This window comes from Stenotrophomonas sp. Steno-Z10-BAI, from assembly GCF_056393115.1.
Genome location: NZ_JBWJOZ010000004.1, coordinates 115,893 through 135,047 on the forward strand (window position 1 = coordinate 115,893; position 19,155 = coordinate 135,047).

Sequence of the window (19,155 nt, forward strand, 5' to 3'; positions counted from 1 at the left end):
GCACCATGAAAATCGCAGTCGGCACCTTCACCGCGGCAGTAGTGGCACCTGCTACAGCTGATGCACTGCGTGAAGCTGATCGCATCATTCTGGGCGTGCCCCAATCGGTTCTGCTGGTCGCGATGGCCGGGGCCCTTATTGGCGTGCTGCTGCTACCGGAGAAAGACGCCGAGCGGGTCGCCGCAGATGCTGGCCGTCGCCGGGGGCACCGCCTCCTGCAGACGGTCGCGCGCTGGCTGGCGCTGGGTGTGGCAGTGGTCGCCTACGCCATCGTGGCCGCATGGGTCATCGCCGTCGCGGCATCCATTTTTACGTCTCTGGCCGGGGCGCCGCAGCTGCCGCTTGCAGGTCTATCCGGGGTCATGATTCGCCGGCTGTTGCCTGGCTACGTGCGCCTGGTTGAAAAGGCTACGGGCACCATCGGAGGTGAAAAGCCATGAGCAGCCTGATTCGATTGGCCGCTGCGCTGTGGGGCCTGATCGTCGACGCGCTCACCGAGGCGGTGGTCTGGCTGCGCAAGCCTGGCAGCAAGATCAAGCTGGTGTGCGCGGTGTTGGCGTTTGGCTTCATGGTCGCCGGCCTGTCCGCGTACGAGAAAGAGCAGCGCATCCGTGACCTGAGCGCGCAGGTGGTCAAGGTCAAGGCCGATTGGGATGCCGACGCATCCCGACTGCAGGCGGACGTTGAGGACCGCGACCAGCGCTTGGCTGACGTTGCTGCGGCACTGCGCGCTGAGGCCGAGAAGCTGGAGGTGCTGAAGGCCGAGAGCGCCGCGGCGCTCAACGGCCTGGCTACCAAGATCGAGGCAGCGGAACAGGATGCTGCCACCTGGAAGGCCCAGTACGAGCGACGCCCCGACACCTGCAAGGCGGCCCTGGAGCTGCTCGATTCCGCCTGCCCGGCACTGAAGGGGTACTGATATGCGCGTCATCGTGGTTGTCACCGCTGTGTTGCTGGCCGCATGCCGGGCCGCGCCCATCAAGCCGAACCAGCCGCCGCCGGCAGTCATCAACGTACCGGTGGCCACCTACGTGCCCATCGATGCTGCGCTGACCAAGCGCTGCAGTTGGGTGCGCGACGGAAAGCCTTCGCTGGTGTTCGACGTGAGTAACGGGCGGAAGCGGTGCCTGATGCAGTACGAAGCCCAGCTTGACGCAATCGAGCACTTGGGAGGGAAGCCTGTTCCCTCGCCGGAACGCTGACCAAAAACCTGACGTTCGGCGCCGCCGAATCGCCGCCTACCGAGAGAAACCCATGTCCCGAACCATCAAGCTGTTTGGCGTGACCCTGTGGCCCCCGCTGTCCGTTCGCCTGCGCGACCTGGAGGCGCGCGTTTCTGGAGCGGTGAACTCGATCACGACCACCACGGCGCACGTCTTGCCTGCTCTCAATGAGCGAATCGACCAAGTGGACCGCGCGGCGGGCAAGGTTACCCAAGCGCTGGACTCCCGGGTGATCGCTCTTGAGCAGCGCCTGTCGGCGCCCAAGCCGGTTCTGGCCGTAGCCAAGCGGAAGGGCGCCCGCGCACCCGCCCGGCGGCGCTGATGGCATTGGGTCGCAACGGGAAGGCCCTGCTGGCGTTGGGTCGGCTCAAGCCCGGCCAGCTCAACAAGACCGAGCAGGCGTATGCCGAACGGCTGCGCGCGCTGCAGGTGGCCGGCCAGATCGTGTGGCACCGGTTCGAGGGCCTGAAGTTGCGGCTGGCAGACAACACGTTCTATACGCCTGACTTCGCCGTCATGGCTGCCGATGGCGTCATGGAGTGCCATGAGGTCAAAGGCCACTGGCAGGATGATGCACGGGCCAAGATCAAGGTCGCGGCTGCCATGTACCCGTTCCGCTTCATTGCGGTGAAGGTCAGGGCCAAGCGAGACGGTGGTGGTTGGGCAGTGGAGGAGTTCTGATGGACGACCGCATTGATCGCCTGCTAGCCCTGGCTGAAACCCAGCACGCCACCATCGTGGAGCTGGGGCGCCAAGTGACACGGCAGGCGGAACAGATCGGCTTGCTGGTTGAGTCCGTCGCACTGCTGCTGGGCGAGGAGCTCGGCGCGCCGATCCCAGAGGCTGGCCAAGAGGGCGACGCACCACGCACGGATATGGACGGGAACCCGTACTGATGAGCGCAACCCACCCGACGTTCAAGCCACGCACACGTCAAGTGGGTGGCAGCGCCTTCGCTCACCTGTACGGCACGGCCCGATGGCAGCGCACGCGTAGGGCCCAACTGGACCGCGAGCCACTGTGCAGCAAGTGCACTACGCGAGGGCACACCACCGTGGCCACCGTCTGCAACCACACCAATGGACACCCCGCCGGAGAGACGGAAGAAATGTTCTGGACCGGGCCCTTCGACAGCCAGTGCGCCAACTGCCACAACACGGATCAGGCGCGCTTGGAGCGGGGTGCGGTCCACATTCGCGGGTGTGACAGCGACGGATGGCCCATCGGGTCCTGATGCTTGGGCGCAACCGCCTACCTATCGACTTATCCACAGAAACCTGAACGAAACGCCCCATTCAGGTAGGGGGGGTGAATTTATGGGGTTTGGGGCCTCCTAGACCGTGCGTCCCCTGTTCTTTCCGTATCCACAATTCGCGGGACGACCCTGAGAGGGGTGCCCGACCTGCCGAAAAAGCGCAGATTTTCAGAGGTTTTTTCATGGCTAGGCCCCGACTGCCCGTCGCAAAAGCCGCGACCGGCGGTGCGGCCGTCAAGAATCCGGGGCGCCATGCCGGCAGGAAGAAGCCGAAGGGCACGCGGGTGCTGGGTGAGCCGTACAAAACAATGACTGCGGCGCAGAAGCGGGCCTGGGCGGAGTTCGAGCGGGAGATGCCATGGCTCAATGCCTCGCACCGCGTCCTGCTCAGGCTGGCGTGCTTCTGGACGGCCAAGATGGATGACCCCGAGGCTGACTTCGGTGTGTCTGCAACCCAAGCGCTCAGCTCGATCCTCTCGAAGCTGGGCGCCACACCGGTGGATGAGTCAAAGGTTTCGCATGGCACAGACGAAGACGACCCCGACGACGAGTTCTTCGGGGGCGCCGGCGCCGGTCGATCGCACTAAGGCCTACGCCTTGGACGTGCTCGCCGGTCGCATTGTGGCCGGGCCGCACGTCCGTAACGCCTGCAGGCGCCACCTTCAGGACCTGATGCAGGGTCCCGAGAGGGGGCTCCGCTTCGATTTGGAGGCGGCAGAGTTCGCATTCGGCTTCTTCGAACGGATCCTGCGGCTTTCCGAGGGCCAATTCGAGGGCCGCAAGTTCGAGCTGCATCCCTCTCAGGCTTTCATCGTCGGATCGCTGTTCGGTTGGAAGGGACCTGACGGGTTCCGTCGCTTCCGCCGGGCGTACATCGAGCAAGGGAAGGGCAACGGGAAAAGCCCGCTCGCTGGCGGCCTCGGGCTGTTGGGGATGACGGCCGCCGGCGAGGCTGGCGCGCAGATTTACTCTGCCGCTGCCAAGAAGGACCAGGCAGGGATCCTCTTCGCCGACGCCGTGAAGATGGTCAAGCAATCACCGGCTCTGGCTAAGCGCGTGGAGTTCGCCGGCGGCGAGGGGCGTGAGTACAACATGGCCCACCAGGCCAGCCAGAGCTTCTTCCGGCCTGTATCGCGCGACACCGGCAAGACCGGTTCGGGTCCGCGGCCTTTCTTTGTCCTGGTGGACGAGGTCCACGAGCTGCCCGACCGCAAGATCATCGAAATGCTTGAGCGCGGCTTCAAATTCCGCCGCGAGCCGCTGCTTTTCATGATCACCAACTCCGGTAGCGATCGCACTTCGGTGTGCTGGGAAGAGCACGAACACGCGGTCAAGGTCGCGGCGGGCCACACGGCCGCGGTGAATGACCCGACTTTCGTGGGCGACCCGATTGACGACCGGACCTTCAGCTACGTGTGCGCGCTGGACGACGGCGACGATCCGCTGGAAGACCCGACGTGCTGGGCAAAGGCAAACCCTCTGCTCGGCGTCACCATCACAGAGCAGTACCTCTCGGACCTGGTCAAACAGGCGAAGGCGATTCCGGGTTCCTTGAACGGAATTCTTCGCCTTCATTTCTGCATCTGGACCGACGCGGAGACGGCGTGGATGACCCGATCAACTCTTGAGCCGGCGCTCGCCGACTTCGACCCTGCGCAGCATCACGGATCAAAGGTCTATCTGGGGCTCGACCTCTCGCAAAGCCGCGATATCACGGCCCTTGGGGCGGTGGTGGAAACCGGCAGTGTCGAGGTGTCGGTGGTGGTGGACGGACAGACGCAGATGATCAGCAAGCCCACCTACGACGGGTGGGTGGAAGCGTGGACCCCGGGCGACACCGTCGCGGCGCGGGAGCTGCGCGACAAGCTGCCGTACCGGACATGGATCAATGGCGGGCATCTGCATGCACCGCAGGGACAGACGATCAGCTTCCGCCATGTCGCTCAGACCTTGGCCGAGTACGACCGGGATTACCTGGTCGAGCTGATTGCCTACGACCGATATGCGTTCCGCAAGTTCGAAGACGAGGTGCTCGAACTTGGGTTGTCGCTGCCATTTGCCGAGCACCCTCAGGGCGGCACGAAGAAGGGCAGGCCGTTGGAAGTGGCCGTGAAGGCAGCGGAGGACCAAGGGCTACCACCGCCTGAGGGCATGTGGATGCCGGGCTCGCTGCGGCTCTTCGAGGAAGCGCTGCTTGAGGGTCGGCTTCGGCTCAAGGGAAACCCCGTGCTGGTGTCCGCAATCATGTCGGCCGTCATCGAGTCGGACAAATGGGAGAACCGCTGGCTATCCAAGGCGCGTTCGGTGAACAAGATCGACGCCGCGGTGGCCCTTTGCATGGCCTTCGGTGCTGCACATGCCATGCCGGCCGAAGCCGGCGGCATTGATGACTACCTCGAAAACGGCTTCTTTGGACTGATCGGATGACAAATTTTCGCTGGTACAACCCGATGAGCTGGCGGTTCTTCGGCTACAACGACCCTGCGACGGGTGACTACGTGGAGGTCGACCTTTCGGTAGGCGGAAAAGGCACCAAGGCCGGTGTCCGCGTGACCTCCAAGTCAGCGCTTACCGTGAGCATCGTGTGGGCGTGCTTGAAGGTGCTCAGCGAGTCTGCCTCCGGCCTGCCTTGGAAGCTTTACGAGGATGTGGGCGGCGTCCGTTCCCTGGTAAAGGGCAGTAGCCCGCAACGGCGTCGGCTATTGCGGCTGTTGGCCAAGCCCAACCCCTACGTCAAATGGCTGGACTTGATCAAAGCCATCGTCGTGAACATGGGGCTGCGCGGCAATGCCTTCGCCATCATCCAGCGCAGCGACGACGGCGAGTGGATCGGGTTGATTCCTGTCTCGGCCGACAACATCCGCATCGATACCGATGACGGTTTGCTCTACTGGGCAAACATCGGCGGACAAGAAGCGCCGGTGTCCCCGGTCAACATGCTGCACTTCAAGCTGTTCAGCACCGACGGCATCGTGGGGCTGTCGCCGATCGAGTACCAGGCCGAATCGATCGGCCTCGCGCGCGCGGCGCAGGATTGGTCTGCACGATTCATGCGGAAAGGTGGCTTCACCGGTGGCTACATCATCTATCCGGGCTTCCTGACCAAGGAGCAACAGGCTCAGATCAAGGCCAAGCTGCCAGATATTCGCCAGGGCGACGTAGACGACCTGGGAAAGATGGCGATCCTGCAGGGCGGGCCGACGATCACGCCGGCCGGCATGACGCAGAAAGACAGCCAGTTCATCGAGTCGCAGCAGTTCCAAGAAGAGGCGCTGGCCGGAATCTGGGGCGTCCCGCTGTACCTCACCAATCGGGCGCGCTCCACGTCCGTGCTTGGGTCGAACCTTGAGCAGCAGACCAGTGGGTTTGTGACCTTCGGCCTGAAGCCATACCTGGACGCCATCGAGAGCGAGCTCAACGACAAGCTCTTTGGCGAAAGCAGCATGTTCGTCGAGGCAGTGGTGGAAGGGCTGCTGCGGGCCGACAGCACCGCGCGAGGCAACTACTTCAAGACCGCACTGGGCGGCTCCGGCGGCTCCGGCTGGATGACCATCAACGAGGTTCGGGTGAAGGAAAACCTGCCCGTGTTGGACGGTGACCAATACAACCAGGTCACCCGATGGACGAGCAACAAGCCCGACTCGATCGGGGACGACAACAGCACGGGAGATCCGGCAAATGCTTAACACCTTCGCCTGCCCCTTCGAGGTCAAGTCCGCTGACGATTCGGGCAACTTCGAGGGATACGCCTCGGTATTCGACAACATCGACCTGGGCGGCGACGTAATCGTCTCCGGGGCCTTCACCACAGTGAAGACCACACGCACCGGTCGATTGCGACTGGCGCTGTACCACAACCTGACGCGGCTGATCGGCGACGCCGCGTTCAAACAGGACGGTAACGGGCTGCTGCTCAAAGGCAAGGTCAACCTCAACGTCAGCTACGCCAAGGACGCCTACGAGCTGATGAAGGCCGGCACGCTCGATGAGATGTCGGTTGGCTACAACCCCATCGAGGACGCGATGGAGACCCGCGACGGGCGCCGCGTCCGCGTCATCAAGCGCGCCGAACTGTGGGAGGCGTCGATCGTCCCCTTCGGCATGAACCCGGAGGCGCAGGTTCTCAGTGTGAAGTCGGACCTGCGCGCTTTCGAATGTGCCCTGCGCGAGCGCATGGGCCTGTCTCAAAAGGAGGCGGCTGCCGTCGCCTCGCTCGGCTTTCCTGCAATCCACCGAGACGGTGGCATGGCGGACACGGAGACCGTGAAAGAGCTGAAGCACCTCGGCACATCTATCCAATCCATTTTTGAGGGAATGCACGCATGAGCGACAACATCACCGATATCCGCGAAGGCCTGGAAAAGCAGCTGAAGGAAGGCTTCGCCGGCCTGCAGAAGAAGTACGACAGCGCCTCCACCGAGATCGAGAAGGGCAACAAGGTCACCACCGAACTCAAGAGCCAGATTCAGACCGCCACCGACGAGATCCAGAAGGTGGTGGACAAGGTGCTCAAGCTGGAAGAGAAGGGCGTTGCGCTGGGCAACCAGCCGGGCCAGAAGAAGGGTTTCATCGACTTCATCAAGGACAACGGCGAGTACAAGTCGCTGCTGAGCCGCGAGAAGGGCTCGGCCGAGATCGAAGTCAAGAAGGAAGAGCTGGCCGCCATGGAAACCAAGGCCGTCACCAGCGCCGGCATCGTCGTGCCCAACTTCGACCCGACCATTCAGCCGGGCATGCGCCAGGAACTGCGTATCCGCGACCTGATCCCGTCGATCTCTGTCACCGGCCAGAGCTACACCTACTTTCGCGAGCTGCTGCACACCCGCGGTGCGGGGCCGGTGGCCGAGGGCGGTGCCAAGCCGCAGAGCAACGTCACGTTCGAGCAGAAGACCGACCTGGTCAAGAAGCTGGCCGTCTGGATTCCGGTGACCGACGAAACCCTGGACGACGTGCCGCAGATGTACGGCTACCTGCAGCAGCTGCTGCGCTACGACCTCAAGCTGGAAGAGGAAGCGCAGATCCTGAAGGGTGACGGCCTGGGCAACAACCTCCCGGGCCTGATGACCGACGCCTTCGTGTTCGATGATGACCTGTCCAAGGTCAGCGACACCTCCATCGACACCGTGCGGCGCGCCATCTACCAGGTTCGCAAGCAGTCCAAGCTGTCGGCCGACGCGACGGTGATGACCGAGCTGGACTGGATGAACATCGAGCTGGAGAAGGACAGCCAGAACCGCTATCTGTTTGCCAACCTGCAGGGCTTCGTTACCCCGATCCTGTGGGGCCGGCCGGTGGTTGCCTCGGACAGCATGGACGAAGGTGACGGCACCACCACCGGAGGCGAGTTCCTGGTGGCCAATTTCCAGCGCGGCGCGACGATCTATGACCGCATGAACTTCCTGTTCAAGGTCGGCATGATCAACGACGACTTCGTGAAGAACCAGCGCGTGTTGCTGGTCGAAGAGCGCCTGGGCCTGGCCAAGCGTCGCCGCGAGGCGTTCGTCAAGGGCCGCTTCAAGCCTGCCGCCTGATCCAACTGCCATCCCGTGGTGACGGCCGCTGATGCGGCTGCACCACCTTCCGGAGATCCATACAGATGAAGATCAAAGTCCTTTGGGGCTTCTGCGGCGACGTGGAGAAGCTGGGCCCCGACACGAACGGCGACTCGCGTTCGCCCACGCGCGCCGGCCAGGTATTCGAGAACGTCGAAGACGAATACGCATACACCCTGATCGGGAAAGGCCTGGTGCAGCAGTTCGATGGTTCGGCACCCGCCTTCACGAAACCCGCTGCTGCACCTTCCCCGAGCCAGCCCGGCCCCGTCGTGACGCTCCAGCCAGCGCCGGCCGATATCAAGGTGGTTGGGCCGTCGACTGGCGGTGCCGAGGTAGGTGGAGCCGAGGCTGCTGCTGTCTCTGGCGAGGCAGCGGCGCCCGCCGCAGCGGCCGAGCTGGGTTCTGACGCAGAGAAGACCGCGCTGGTTGCCGAGCTGGAAGCCGCAGGTGTCGTCTTCGACCGTCGCTGGGGTGTCGCCAAGCTGGCCGAGGCCCTGAAGAGCGCTCAGGGCGCTAAGGTGGATTAATGGACGTCGCCCTCGATCTTGCCCTGGTGCGGGAGCAGTGCCGCATCGTCGATGAGGTCAGCGACCTTCTGTTGCAGTCCTATGTCGACGCAGCAGTGATACACGTGCAGATGCATTGCGACCGCACATTGGTCGAGGGCGATCCCACGTCGGACGACCAGATGGCCTTTACTGCCGACGTTCGTCAGGCGGTCCTCTTAATGGTTGGCCATTGGGCCGAGAACCGCGGCGCCGCCGGCGAGCTGAGCACCGAAATCGCCTTGGGTGTGTCGCGGCTGCTCTGGTACAGGAAGAGATTCTGATGGCCACCCATGCAGGCGAGCGACGCCACAAAATCCGGTTCGAGCGGCCGGTGATCGAACGGGATCCCCTCGGCGGCGATTCTGCTGTCCGTTGGGAACTGGTCGTTGAGGTGTGGGCCAAGAAGACCAACCAGCTGAGCGCTACGGCCGAAGCGGTGGCTGCTGGCGCGGACACATACCGGGAGCAGGTTCGCTTCGACCTGTTGGCGCGAAAGGTGGATCCAAAGTGGCGGATCGTGGAAGGGGGCACCATCTACGACATCAAGAGCGCCGGCACCAGCAATGACAGAGGTGAAACTGCCGTCCTGGCCGTATCGGGTTTGAACGATGGCTGAGACCCTGCAAATTCGTGGCCTGGATGGGCTGCTGGCCTCGCTACGGGAGCTACCCAAGCAGATGCAAGGGAAGGCCGTGCAAGCCGGCATGCGGAAGGGCGGCAACATCATCCGGGATGACGCGCGCGCGCGAGTCGCGAGAGATACGGGCTTCCTAGCCAAGCAAATCGTGGTCCGACGCGCCAGCGCCAAGGATCGCCGGAAAGCCGGTGTCGGCCATGGTGGCGAGTATTTCACCGTGGGGGTACGCACCGGCAAACGGGTGAAATATGCCAACACCAAGCGAAACAGACGGGCTGGGCGGGCTGGCAAAGCCTACGAACAAAGCGGCTGGGCCCACTACTGGCGCTTCCTTGAGTTCGGCACGAAGAAGATGGCGGCAAAGCCGTTCCTGACGCCGGCAGGCGAAGCAAAGGGCGGCCAGGCCGCGCAAGTCATCATCGACGAAACCACGGCGGCGATCGACAAATTGATGAAGGCAAGGGGATGGAGATGATGGTTCCACTGGTTCAGTCGATCCTGCAGGGCAGCGCCGCGGTGCGCGCGCAACTTGGTGATCCCATCCGTCTGTGGCCGAGCGTCGCGCCGGCCGGCTCAGGCCTGCCGTACGCAACGTGGACCGTGGTCGGGGGCTCGCCGGTCGCGCTCCTTTCTGAGCCGCCACCTGGAGACGGCTGGCGGGTCCGGATAACGGTGTGGGGCAAAGGGGCTTCCCAGGCCAATGTCGCCGCCGTGGCAATCCGCGACGAGCTTGAACGTAGGGGCAGCATCGAGTCCTACAACCCAACGCCGGATGACGACGACACTGGCTCCTTCGGCATTTCCTTCGACGTGCGGCTGCTGGCGATCCGGTAGCCGACCACCACTGCAACCCCAACCGCCGGCAACAGCCGGCTTTTTTGTGCCCGGCGACCGGGCTTCACTCCAAGAGGTACAGCGCAATGGGCCAGGTGCTCAAGTCCAAACACACCCAACTTTTCATCGCCATCGGCGACGCCGAGGTCATCAAGGTGACCCGCGTTCGCTCCGTCGGCTTCCCTGATGGCCAGGCCTCGGAGATCGATATCTCCGACTTCGACGACGACTGGGACCAGTTCGTGGCGGGCCGCAAGGCCACCGGCAGCACCACGATCGAGGTGATCTACGACTCGATCGACTCCGAGGCCTTGGAGCGCCTCCACGAAACTGGCGAAGTCGTGAACTTCCTGGTGACTGCACCGTTGTCCGAAGTGGCCGGCGTGCCGAAGCCCATCGCCGTTGATGGCGTCATCACCCCGCCCACCACCGTGCTGTGCAAGCAGTTCAACGGGTTCGTGCAGAACTTCGCGGTCCAGGTCGCCGACAACGACGTCTGGAAGGGAACGATGACCATCCGCGGCTCCGGTGCGGTCACGACCCACCGCCCGGCGCCCTGATCGGCACAACGGCGCTTTCCGGCCCGCTTCGGCGGGCCGTCTACCTTCGGCCAGGCGTGCGGGAAACCCCGCGTGTTAGCCGTGCGCGGCCTGCACGCCCAGCCACCATCTTAGGAAACGGCCAATGAGCAAGACCAACGAAACCCTCCCGCTCGAAACCCTCGCTCCCGCGCAGACCGTGCTGCAGGCTTTCACCAGCCTGGGCATGTTTGCGTCCAAGGACGTGCACGCTGATACCGTCACCCTCCCGAACGGCGACAAGGCGCAGTTCCACGTGCGGGAACTTCCCGATGTGGAGTTCCGCAAGCTGTACCAGGAGAACGACCGCGCGAAGCTGATCGCCGCCACCATCTGCGACGAAAACGGTAAGCCCGTGCTGACCGCAGCGCAGGCCGCCCAACTCAAGCCGTTGTTCGCGGCCGAACTGCAGCAGGTGGCGCTGAAGCACTCCGGGTTTGGTGGCGAGGCCAAGGAAGCCCAGGCCGAGGCGGGAAACGTCTAAGGCAGCGCGGCGAGGTCTGGTTCTGGCACGTCCTGGCCGGTCACCTGCACCGCACGGTGTCCGAGCTGCGGGCGACCATGTCGCGCCGTGAGTATCTGGAATGGTGGGAGTTCCACAAACGGAACCCCATCGATCCGGTAAGTCTGCACATCAAGCCGGCCGCCTTCGTTGCCTTCACCACCGCCGCGCACAGCCAAGCCGGCACCAAGCGCGGCATGCAGCAATTCATGGACGTGTTGGTGCCCCGGTCGGATGAGGACGAGGCCCAAGACTGGTTCGACAATTTGGGATGACCCATGGCTGACACTTTCGGGCGCTTTGCGGCGCAACCCATCGGCCCGTTACTGGCTGCGCGCGATGGCGGGCTGACGCTGGCCACCACCGCGGCTGCCGACCTGAACCGCTTGGCACGCTCGGACTTCGCGCTCAGCACCGGCACCGCCGGCGTTGAGTTCGCAGTCTGGGGTGACGACGTACTGGCCGCCATGGTCGGCGTCGTCTCGCCGGGCGCGCCGCTGGAGGCACACCCCGGGACCAGCGCTGCGGGCATCGGCTGGGAGCTAGCCACCGGACGGGTGCTTCAGGGCAACGGCGCGATCGCCAGCGGGCTGCCGTCGGCGAAGCACGGTGACATGGTGGGACTGCGCCTGACCTTCGGCAGCCCCACCGTGCTGCAGCTGTACCTCAACGGCACGCAGGTGCACCAGCGCGAGATCAACTTGGCTGGTCCACTGCACTTCGCCGGGACGCTCTCCGCGACCAAGGCAGATGGGCTGTGCATGGCGGTGAACGCCGGCCAGTGGGCAGCGCGCAGCGCCGCCGCAGAAGCGGGCTGGCGGCTCCCTGGCGCCGCGTCGGGCATCACCCGCTTGGCTGATATGGACTGGCTCACCGCGCCCGGTGACAGCCCGGCCAACGCCCGCTACGAGGGGTTGCTCGCCGATGGCTTGAGCCTTATCAGCGAGATCAACTTCTGGCCCTGGGGCGGTGACCCTGTGAGCCAAACCAGCGCGGCCGAGTGCGTCGTGCTGGATGCCGATGGGCTGCTGGATGACCTGGCGCTCAGCGGCGGCGCCGGGCTGCCTGTGCAGATCCGCGCCGGCGCGCTCGGCGGGATGCTGGCCGATGCTGCCGACGTGTTCCGGTTCACGGTGGACCGGATCGAGATCAACGACGACGGCAGCAAGACCTTCCATTTCCGGGACGCCCACGACGACCTGGATGCCACCATCAACCGCGGCGTGTTCCTTCCCAACATCCCCGCGCTGGCGTGGAAGCCGCAGCCGGCGGTGATCGGCGCAGTGGCGAGCGTGCCGGCCATGGGTGCCAATTCGGATGCGACGGCCATGTTCGTGGCCGACGGCCCTATCTACGCCGATGCCGTCATGGACCGTGCCGACCTGATGGAGCCCGGCACGTTCACGGTGTCGCCCGACGGCCAGCAGCTGCTGATGAAGTCGCCGCCGGTCACGCCGGTGGTGGCCGATGTGTCGAGCGTCGGGCCCGGCCAGCAGCCCGCCAAGCTGCGGCAGGCGATGGCGGACCTGATGGGGCGCTTGGGCAAGGCCGCATGGTCGGCGGCCGATTGCTCCGCCATTGACGCGGCCACAGGCTATGCCGGCATCGGCTACTACGCCGGTAACGCGGTGACCGGGCGCGACGCCATGAACGCCATGCTGCCCAGCTATGGCGTGGGGTGCTACCAGGACCCGAACGGGGTCCTGCGGTTCGCCCGCGTCGTCGCGCCCGAGACGCTCGACGGCCCGCCCGCGTTCAACCTGAGCGGGGACGACCTGGCCGAGGATCTTCTGGCGGTTCCCGACGATGCCCCGAACCTGACGCGCCGCATGGCCTACCGGCCCAACGCGCAGGCGCTGGCCGCGTCGGACATGGTCACCGACGTGGTGGACGTGCCGCAGGCGCGCCGCGACGAGCTGTCCGGGCTGTTCCGCGCTCAGGTGTACGGCGGTGCGCCGCTGCACCCGCACTACCGGAGGGCAGATTCGGCCGACCCGGTGATCTCTCTGTTTTGGGATGCCGGGGATGCCCAGGCGGAAATAGAGCGTGTCGTGTCGATCTACCGCACGCAGCGGTTCTTCTACCGCGTTAGCGTTCGCGGCGACCAGGACCTGGCGCCGCAGCCGGGGCAGGTGGGCCGGCTGACGTACAACCGATATGACCTGCACGACGGCAAGCCGGTGCTGGTCCGGCGCGTAGAGCGCAACCCTGCCACGGGGGACGTGGTGCTGACGGTGTGGGGGTGATGCGGTGCTGATTGGTTATGGAATTCCACCGGCGTCGGTCGCCCTGGTCGGCGGCACCTGGCTCACCGCCGATGGGGGGCGCGCGCTGTTCGACGGCCGGCCGGCGCGTCGGGCACGCATCGCGCGTACCGGAGCGCTGGTCATCAACATCACCCTGGCCGAGGCCATTGTGCCGGGCATCATCGCGGTCCTGGGCCTGAACGTGCCGCCGGGCGTAGTGGTCACGGCCGCCGGCGCCAGCGCCACGACCATTCGCCTGCCTGACGGCAGCGTATGCGCCTGGCTGTTTCCCGCGAGCAAGGCCCAGGTCAGCGCCGTGGCCGTCACCATCGCCACCGTCGTGACCAATGTGGACGTGGGCGAGATCGCAGTGTTCAGCGCGGTGGACGTGGGAATCACCGACGGCTGGGCGGTGGCACGCATCGACAGCAGCCTGCACAACCGAACCAAGGGTGGCCAGGTAAACACGGTGCCGGGCCCAAGCTACAGAATACTGACCGCAACGCTGAGTGGACGCCCCACGGAGGTGGCTCGGAAAGGTGGTTTGGCCGGAACCGATTGGGAGACGCTGGGCGCTGCGCTGGCGGGCCGCCGGCGCGGGTGTGTGGTGCCGCAGTATCGGGACATGTTGACCAAGGCGTTTGACCCAGTGCTGGCTGCGCGCACTGCGCTGTATGGCTATGCCACCCAGTTGCCTACGGTAGAGAACATCAGCAGGCAGTATTTCCGAAGCACCTTGGAGTTTGAGGAGATCCCGGCATAACTGGCATGATCCCCGAAAATCTCGGGAGTCTCTATGACGTACGGAAAGCTGTTCCTATCAACGCTGGTGCTGGTGGCGGCAGGTTGCTCGGCGCCGAAAGAAGACGGTTCGGAGAAAGCACTCCTGAACTGCATGTCAGCTATTCAGACCGGGTCGGGCGATCCTGTTGCTACCAAAGTTCCTTATGCGAAGGACTGGGGAACGGCAGGCGAGCACTATTTCTCGTGGCCAGCAGGCTCGGGTCTCGTGGTGGCCGGAAGCAAGCGTCCCCGCGAGGCTGACTCCGCGTCTTGCGTCACCGATGCAGCGGGAATCGTCACGTCCGTTTCCATCAACGGAGCGGACGTCCCAATCCGATAGCCCCACTTTTAGACGCCCCAAAAGCCCGCCCTGTGCGGGCTTTTTTATTGGAAGAAGCCATGAGCCTTTACACCCTGACCGTCGATCTTCTGATGAAAACGGGCGCCTTCGAGCGCGATTCCGGCAAGGCGGCGCGCGTCGTCCAACGTGATATGGCCAGCATCCAGGCGTCTATGTCGGATGCAGCGCGGCGCGGCGCTGATGAAGTGGCTCAGGGCTTCCGCCGAGTAGCTGTCGAAGCTATCGGACTCACGTCCGCGCTGACGGCTGCGAAAGCTGTAATCGGAAAGGCTGATGAGTGGACGAATCTGAACAACCGCCTTCGGCTCGTGACTGCGGGGCAAGCGGAGTTCGCGGCCGCACAGGCAGAGGTTGTCCGGATCGCCGCTGCGGCCCGGCAGCCGCTCGGAGCGACGGCCGAACTGTACCAGCGAATCGCGATGAACCAGGAGGTGCTGAAGCTGTCCGGCGCTGATCTCGCCCGAGTCGTCGAGACCATCAGCAAAACGATGGTGATCAGCGGCACCACGGCGGCAGGTGCCGACGCTGCTTTGGTGCAGCTCGGCCAAGCCTTTGCCTCTGGCACCCTCCGAGGCGAAGAGCTGAACTCCGTGATGGAGCAGGCTCCAGCGCTTGCACAGGCCATCGCGAAGGGCCTGAACGTACCGATTGGCAAGCTCAGGGAACTGGGGGCTGCAGGAAAGCTGACTGCCAAGGACGTTATCGGTGCGCTTCAAAGCCAGGCCGCCGCCGTCGACGATTCCTTCGGGAAGATGAGCGCAACGGTCGGCCAGGCCACGACCCTGTTCAACAACAACCTGCAAGTCATGATTGGCCGCGCTGATGAGTCCACCGGCGCATCGCAGGCGCTCGCAGCGGGAATTGCGGTGCTCGGAAGCAACTTGCAGACCGTTGCCGTCGCCGGCGCCGCCGTCGCCGCAGGGCCGTTGACCAAGGCTTTGCTTGCGAGGGTCGCCGCAGCCAATGCCGGAATCACCGCAGACAAGGCTGCTGCTGCGCAGAACCTCGCTGCAGCACAGCAGTTGGAGCTGCGCACACGCGCGGCGGTGCTCGATACGCAGGCCGAGGTGCGTCGATCCGCGACCATCGGCGGCAGTGTCTCGGTCAGCGCGAAAGCAGCGGCTGCCACGTTGGAACATCGCCAAGCAACGTTGCTCCTCGCCCAGGCGCAGGCCCAGGCAACAGCGGCGAACGCGAGCTGGATGGCCCGAGCAGGGGCATCAACCCTGGCGATGCTGGGCGGCCCGGCCGGCATCATCACCATGTTGGCCACCGCGGCGGCCGGTTGGCTGCTGTTCCGCGACAACACCAATACAGCCGCAAGCGCGCTGATCGACTTCGGTGGCGCAGCGGACGCAGCCATCTCGAAGTTCCGCGAGCTGAACCGTCAGCAGCAGGCCGGCGAGATCCTGCGCCTGCAGAAGGAAATCGACGCTAACTACAAGACGATCACCGGCTCGATTGGCGAGATGGTGGCAGCCGCCACCAACTTCTCCAACGTCGGTCAGGCGTCGGCCTTCATCAAGGAAACTGAACGACTCGATGCCGCATTCAAGGCAGGGAAAGTCACGGCGGACGAGTTCGCCACCGGCCTTGAGGCTGCCTGGCGGACCATGATTGAAGGTTCCCCGGCCGCTGCCGCCGTCGCGAAGAGCCTGACGGAAGAAACGGCTGCGGCTGCTACCGCTGGCCGGGAGGTCGACCGAAAGAGGTCGATCCTCGAGGCATTTACCGGGAGTAGCACCCAGGCGAAGAGCGCAACCGACGCACTGTCGGGTTCGTTCAATGCGCTGGGCGATTCGGCCGGCGCAGCAGGCAAGCGCATCGCTTCGGCGATGCAATCGCTGCCGGGGCAGCTCGCGCGCGTCGGCAAGGGTGCGGCGGACGTCGCCAAGCTGGATGTGGCCGATTGGTTCAAGGAGGCGCAGGCCGGTGGCCTCGACTTCTCCAAGCGCGACGACCCGAAGGTCAAGCAATACATCGAGCAGGGCGCCCAGTACATCCGGCTGCAGACCGAGCTGGCTGCCGCGCAGAAGAATTTCACTGAATCACGTAAGGCTGCCTCCGCAGCTGAGCGTGCCGGCGCGAAGGATCGCAAGGCCGATGCTGAGTCGATCAAGCGCTATCAGCAACAGGCAGAGGAAGCTGCTGGCGCGATGAATGGTCCGCTCGCTGAGGCCATGGCGAAGCATCTCAACAACATGGCTCAGTACAACGAGCTATTGGAGAAGGGGGCTGTCACCCAGGCCGACGCCAATGTACTGATGGCCCAGAGTGCCATGGAGTACGCCAAGCTTGCCACTCAGGTCGAGAAGGCGATGGGCGCTCCCGAGGCGCTGATTGCCGCCATGGACGGTGAGCTGGTGATGCTCGGCAAGGTCGGGCGCGCACGCGAGCTGTACCGCCGGCAGCTGATGAACGAGCGCGACATGCGCCAGGAACTGCAGAAGGCAGTCGAGGCCGCCGGCAGCAAGGAAGCACTGGCGCTGGCCAAGGGGGCGGGCAGCTACGAGCAGTACGAACGGTCGATGCTGGACGCCGCCGATGCGGCGGCAGCGCTGTCCCTTCAGGTGGAAGAAGGGGCCGCCAACGTCGAAGCCTGGGCGAACGTCGTGTTGCATGGCGTGGATGGCGCCGCTGACGCCATGGCCGACTTCGCGGCCAGTGGCTTGCGTGACTTCAACGGTCTGTGGGATGACCTGAAGGACACGGCAAAGCAGGGGTTGCGCGACCTTGCCCGGGAGCTGCTGCAGCAGAAACTGGTGATCCCGATCCAGACCAGGATCATGGACGGCATCAGCAACTGGGGCAGCCAAGGCGGCGGCTTCAGCATGGATAGCCTGATGGGGTTGTTCGGCGGGAACGGCTCGGCCGGTGGTGGGCAGAACGTTGGCAATCTCGCCGGGATTCTGTCCAAGGGGCAGGGGCTGTTCAGCGGGGGAACGGCCGCCGCCGGTGCCACCAATGCATATTTTGGGATCGGCTCGTCGGCCGGCTCGATGGCTGGATTCGGCAGCAACGTGGCCGGCTTCGCAGGCGGTGGTGCCAGTGCCGGAGCTGGCGCGGGAGCGGCCGGTTCGACGGCTGCGGCGGCTGTGCCGATCATTGGCTGGATCGTTGCCGGCATGATGAAGAACGCCGAGCTGTTCGACCAAGGCTGGGACATTGCCAACGGGGAGAGCTGGGGCGGCAAGATCGCCACCGCGGGTGCGGTGGGCCTCGCGGACAAGGGGTTCCGTGGCTTGGGCTTCAACGACAAGACCGCATCGATCCTGTCCGGGTCCAGCATCCACGCCAAGCTGTTCGGCCGCAGCGCACCCAAGGTGACCGGGCAGGGCCTCACCGGCAGCTACGGCTTCGGTGGATTCGACGGCCAGTCCTATGCGGATATCAAGGCCAAGGGAGGCATGTTCCGCAGCGACAAGAAGTGGACGCAGTACGGTTCACTTGACCCGGGCATCGACCGCACCTTCGACATGGCCGCGCGCCAGGTGCGCGGCGCCACGACGGACTTGGCCAAGCAGCTGGGCGTCGACCTGTCGGGGCAGCTGGCCGGGGTGAAGGTGTCGCTGGGCAAGCTGCAGCTGTCGGCCGATTCGGCCGAGGCGAAATCGCAGCTGGAGGCCTATCTGGGCGACATGACCGACAGGCTGTTCACCGAGGCAGTGAAGGCGGCCGGGTTCGGTGGCCAGCTGGATGGGTACTTCGAGGCATCCGACGTGTTCTCCGCGCTCAGCGCGTCCATCGAGCTGGCGGTGGGCAACGCCGACCAGCTCGGCCGCGCGCTGAACTCGATGGAGATCGAGAAGGTCAACAAGGCGGTGGACTACTTCCAGGACCTGGCCAGCGTGGCCGGCACGGACCTGGCCACCCAGATCGAGAAGGTGGGCGGCCTGCTGGGCAACTACGCCAGCCTGATGGCTGACATAAGCACCCAGCTGCTCACCGGCGACCTGACCCAGTACCAGTCGCAGGCGCTCACGATTGAACGCACGTACCGCCAGCAGGTGAAGGCGGCCAACGATTACGCGAAGGCGCTGGGCCTGTCCGGTGCCCGCGCCGAGGACCTAGCCAAGATCGAGGCGTTGCGGGCGACGAACATGGGCAAGCTCCAGGCCGAGATCGACGCCGACAAGAAGGCGATGCGGTACGGGTTAGACACCAGCGACCTGTCGCCGCTGACCGACCAGGAGAAGCTCCAGAAGACGATGCAGGAGCTGGAGCGTGCGGTGGCCGGTGGCGACACCAGCGCCGCGCAGGCGGCCGCACAGGCGGCTCTGGGCTTTGGTCGGAACCTCTACGCCAGCGGGCAGGACTACAACGGCCTGTATGGCCAGGTGACCGGCCTGATCGACAGCATGAAGGTAGGCAACCTCGACACGGAGGACGGCACCAGCATGGGCCAACTGGCCGACGCCATCGAGGCGCTGCCGGACAACTTCAGCCGGGCAGTGTTCGACCTGGTGGTCGAGGGGAAGGGTCAGGCCGAAACCAACGCAGCGCTGCAGCAGAGCAACGCCCTGCTGGCAGAACAGAACAAGCTGATTCGGGACCTGCTGTCGGTCACCACCACGGGCGTACGCACCAGCAGCAGTTCGGCAATGCGCACAGCGCTCAACGCAAGGTAATTCAC

General features: G+C 64.8%; 23 protein-coding genes. All 23 read left to right on the forward strand.

The window, feature by feature from the left end; all coding sequences use genetic code 11:
- Positions 1-5 precede the first annotated feature (5 nt).
- The 23 genes from AC06E9_RS11675 (at position 6) to AC06E9_RS11785 (ending at position 19,150) form a co-directional block, all read left to right on the forward strand.
- Positions 6-440 carry a hypothetical protein gene (locus tag AC06E9_RS11675; RefSeq protein WP_478056094.1) on the forward strand — a complete coding sequence of 145 codons (435 nt, stop codon included), beginning with the start codon at positions 6-8 and terminating at the stop codon, positions 438-440.
- Positions 437-919: a hypothetical protein gene (locus tag AC06E9_RS11680; protein ID WP_478056095.1), complete on the forward strand. Its 483-nt coding sequence runs from the start codon at positions 437-439 to the stop codon at positions 917-919. The genes AC06E9_RS11675 and AC06E9_RS11680 overlap by 4 nt, the downstream gene beginning before the upstream one ends.
- Position 920: 1 nt before the next feature.
- The gene (locus tag AC06E9_RS11685; protein ID WP_478056096.1) at positions 921-1,202 is read left to right on the forward strand and encodes a hypothetical protein; all 282 of its coding nucleotides are present in this window, start codon (positions 921-923) and stop codon (positions 1,200-1,202) included.
- A gap of 52 nt (positions 1,203-1,254) precedes the next feature.
- Positions 1,255-1,545 (forward strand): hypothetical protein, encoded by a 291-nt coding sequence (locus tag AC06E9_RS11690; protein WP_478056097.1) that lies wholly within the window; start codon positions 1,255-1,257, stop codon positions 1,543-1,545.
- Entirely contained in the window at positions 1,545-1,904 is a 360-nt protein-coding gene (locus AC06E9_RS11695) for a DUF1064 domain-containing protein (protein WP_478056098.1), read from the forward strand. Before AC06E9_RS11690 ends, AC06E9_RS11695 begins: the two co-directional genes overlap by 1 nt.
- Positions 1,904-2,119, forward strand: a complete 216-nt coding sequence (locus AC06E9_RS11700; RefSeq protein ID WP_478056099.1) for a hypothetical protein — start codon at positions 1,904-1,906, stop codon at positions 2,117-2,119. The genes AC06E9_RS11695 and AC06E9_RS11700 overlap by 1 nt, the downstream gene beginning before the upstream one ends.
- Before the next feature lie 541 nt (positions 2,120-2,660).
- Entirely contained in the window at positions 2,661-3,065 is a 405-nt protein-coding gene (locus AC06E9_RS11705; protein WP_313424150.1) for a hypothetical protein, read from the forward strand.
- Positions 3,066-3,081: 16 nt separating this feature from the next.
- Complete coding sequence (locus AC06E9_RS11710; protein ID WP_313424715.1) at positions 3,082-4,905, forward strand: terminase large subunit; 1,824 nt, start codon at positions 3,082-3,084, stop codon at positions 4,903-4,905.
- A complete protein-coding gene (locus tag AC06E9_RS11715; RefSeq protein WP_478056100.1) occupies positions 4,902-6,164 on the forward strand; it encodes a phage portal protein in 1,263 nt (420 codons plus the stop codon). The genes AC06E9_RS11710 and AC06E9_RS11715 overlap by 4 nt, the downstream gene beginning before the upstream one ends.
- Positions 6,157-6,804, forward strand: a complete 648-nt coding sequence (locus AC06E9_RS11720) for an HK97 family phage prohead protease (protein WP_313424145.1) — start codon at positions 6,157-6,159, stop codon at positions 6,802-6,804. The genes AC06E9_RS11715 and AC06E9_RS11720 overlap by 8 nt, the downstream gene beginning before the upstream one ends.
- Complete coding sequence (locus tag AC06E9_RS11725; protein WP_478056101.1) at positions 6,801-8,009, forward strand: phage major capsid protein; 1,209 nt, start codon at positions 6,801-6,803, stop codon at positions 8,007-8,009. Before AC06E9_RS11720 ends, AC06E9_RS11725 begins: the two co-directional genes overlap by 4 nt.
- Before the next feature lie 65 nt (positions 8,010-8,074).
- A complete protein-coding gene (locus AC06E9_RS11730; RefSeq protein WP_478056102.1) occupies positions 8,075-8,560 on the forward strand; it encodes a hypothetical protein in 486 nt (161 codons plus the stop codon).
- Positions 8,560-8,862 (forward strand): head-tail connector protein, encoded by a 303-nt coding sequence (locus AC06E9_RS11735; protein ID WP_478056103.1) that lies wholly within the window; start codon positions 8,560-8,562, stop codon positions 8,860-8,862. Before AC06E9_RS11730 ends, AC06E9_RS11735 begins: the two co-directional genes overlap by 1 nt.
- Complete coding sequence (locus AC06E9_RS11740) at positions 8,862-9,197, forward strand: phage head completion protein (RefSeq protein ID WP_478056104.1); 336 nt, start codon at positions 8,862-8,864, stop codon at positions 9,195-9,197. Before AC06E9_RS11735 ends, AC06E9_RS11740 begins: the two co-directional genes overlap by 1 nt.
- Positions 9,190-9,693, forward strand: coding sequence for an HK97-gp10 family putative phage morphogenesis protein (locus AC06E9_RS11745; RefSeq protein WP_313424132.1), 504 nt, complete (start codon positions 9,190-9,192; stop codon positions 9,691-9,693). Before AC06E9_RS11740 ends, AC06E9_RS11745 begins: the two co-directional genes overlap by 8 nt.
- Positions 9,690-10,052, forward strand: coding sequence for a tail completion protein gp17 (gp17, locus tag AC06E9_RS11750; protein ID WP_478056105.1), 363 nt, complete (start codon positions 9,690-9,692; stop codon positions 10,050-10,052). The genes AC06E9_RS11745 and gp17 overlap by 4 nt, the downstream gene beginning before the upstream one ends.
- Before the next feature lie 86 nt (positions 10,053-10,138).
- Positions 10,139-10,612: a phage tail tube protein gene (locus AC06E9_RS11755; protein WP_313424709.1), complete on the forward strand. Its 474-nt coding sequence runs from the start codon at positions 10,139-10,141 to the stop codon at positions 10,610-10,612.
- Positions 10,613-10,736: 124 nt separating this feature from the next.
- Positions 10,737-11,114, forward strand: coding sequence for a hypothetical protein (locus AC06E9_RS11760; RefSeq protein ID WP_478056106.1), 378 nt, complete (start codon positions 10,737-10,739; stop codon positions 11,112-11,114).
- A 56-nt stretch (positions 11,115-11,170) separates the two neighbouring features.
- Complete coding sequence (locus AC06E9_RS11765) at positions 11,171-11,407, forward strand: hypothetical protein (RefSeq protein WP_313424703.1); 237 nt, start codon at positions 11,171-11,173, stop codon at positions 11,405-11,407.
- A gap of 3 nt (positions 11,408-11,410) precedes the next feature.
- Entirely contained in the window at positions 11,411-13,378 is a 1,968-nt protein-coding gene (locus tag AC06E9_RS11770) for a hypothetical protein (protein WP_478056107.1), read from the forward strand.
- 4 nt (positions 13,379-13,382) lie between these two features.
- A complete protein-coding gene (locus AC06E9_RS11775) occupies positions 13,383-14,141 on the forward strand; it encodes a hypothetical protein (protein WP_478056108.1) in 759 nt (252 codons plus the stop codon).
- A 33-nt stretch (positions 14,142-14,174) separates the two neighbouring features.
- Positions 14,175-14,501: a hypothetical protein gene (locus tag AC06E9_RS11780; RefSeq protein WP_478056109.1), complete on the forward strand. Its 327-nt coding sequence runs from the start codon at positions 14,175-14,177 to the stop codon at positions 14,499-14,501.
- 59 nt (positions 14,502-14,560) lie between these two features.
- Positions 14,561-19,150: a tape measure protein gene (locus AC06E9_RS11785; protein WP_478056110.1), complete on the forward strand. Its 4,590-nt coding sequence runs from the start codon at positions 14,561-14,563 to the stop codon at positions 19,148-19,150.
- The last annotated feature ends 5 nt before the right edge of the window (positions 19,151-19,155 follow it).

Coding starts and splice junctions, on each gene's coding strand:
- AC06E9_RS11675 (WP_478056094.1), top strand. CDS start 6: ATGAAAATCGCAGTCGGCACCTTCACCGCGGCAGTAGTGGCACCTGCT.
- AC06E9_RS11680 (WP_478056095.1), top strand. CDS start 437: ATGAGCAGCCTGATTCGATTGGCCGCTGCGCTGTGGGGCCTGATCGTC.
- AC06E9_RS11685 (WP_478056096.1), top strand. CDS start 921: ATGCGCGTCATCGTGGTTGTCACCGCTGTGTTGCTGGCCGCATGCCGG.
- AC06E9_RS11690 (WP_478056097.1), top strand. CDS start 1,255: ATGTCCCGAACCATCAAGCTGTTTGGCGTGACCCTGTGGCCCCCGCTG.
- AC06E9_RS11695 (WP_478056098.1), top strand. CDS start 1,545: ATGGCATTGGGTCGCAACGGGAAGGCCCTGCTGGCGTTGGGTCGGCTC.
- AC06E9_RS11700 (WP_478056099.1), top strand. CDS start 1,904: ATGGACGACCGCATTGATCGCCTGCTAGCCCTGGCTGAAACCCAGCAC.
- AC06E9_RS11705 (WP_313424150.1), top strand. CDS start 2,661: ATGGCTAGGCCCCGACTGCCCGTCGCAAAAGCCGCGACCGGCGGTGCG.
- AC06E9_RS11715 (WP_478056100.1), top strand. CDS start 4,902: ATGACAAATTTTCGCTGGTACAACCCGATGAGCTGGCGGTTCTTCGGC.
- AC06E9_RS11720 (WP_313424145.1), top strand. CDS start 6,157: ATGCTTAACACCTTCGCCTGCCCCTTCGAGGTCAAGTCCGCTGACGAT.
- AC06E9_RS11725 (WP_478056101.1), top strand. CDS start 6,801: ATGAGCGACAACATCACCGATATCCGCGAAGGCCTGGAAAAGCAGCTG.
- AC06E9_RS11730 (WP_478056102.1), top strand. CDS start 8,075: ATGAAGATCAAAGTCCTTTGGGGCTTCTGCGGCGACGTGGAGAAGCTG.
- AC06E9_RS11735 (WP_478056103.1), top strand. CDS start 8,560: ATGGACGTCGCCCTCGATCTTGCCCTGGTGCGGGAGCAGTGCCGCATC.
- AC06E9_RS11740 (WP_478056104.1), top strand. CDS start 8,862: ATGGCCACCCATGCAGGCGAGCGACGCCACAAAATCCGGTTCGAGCGG.
- AC06E9_RS11745 (WP_313424132.1), top strand. CDS start 9,190: ATGGCTGAGACCCTGCAAATTCGTGGCCTGGATGGGCTGCTGGCCTCG.
- gp17 (WP_478056105.1), top strand. CDS start 9,690: ATGATGGTTCCACTGGTTCAGTCGATCCTGCAGGGCAGCGCCGCGGTG.
- AC06E9_RS11755 (WP_313424709.1), top strand. CDS start 10,139: ATGGGCCAGGTGCTCAAGTCCAAACACACCCAACTTTTCATCGCCATC.
- AC06E9_RS11760 (WP_478056106.1), top strand. CDS start 10,737: ATGAGCAAGACCAACGAAACCCTCCCGCTCGAAACCCTCGCTCCCGCG.
- AC06E9_RS11770 (WP_478056107.1), top strand. CDS start 11,411: ATGGCTGACACTTTCGGGCGCTTTGCGGCGCAACCCATCGGCCCGTTA.
- AC06E9_RS11780 (WP_478056109.1), top strand. CDS start 14,175: ATGACGTACGGAAAGCTGTTCCTATCAACGCTGGTGCTGGTGGCGGCA.
- AC06E9_RS11785 (WP_478056110.1), top strand. CDS start 14,561: ATGAGCCTTTACACCCTGACCGTCGATCTTCTGATGAAAACGGGCGCC.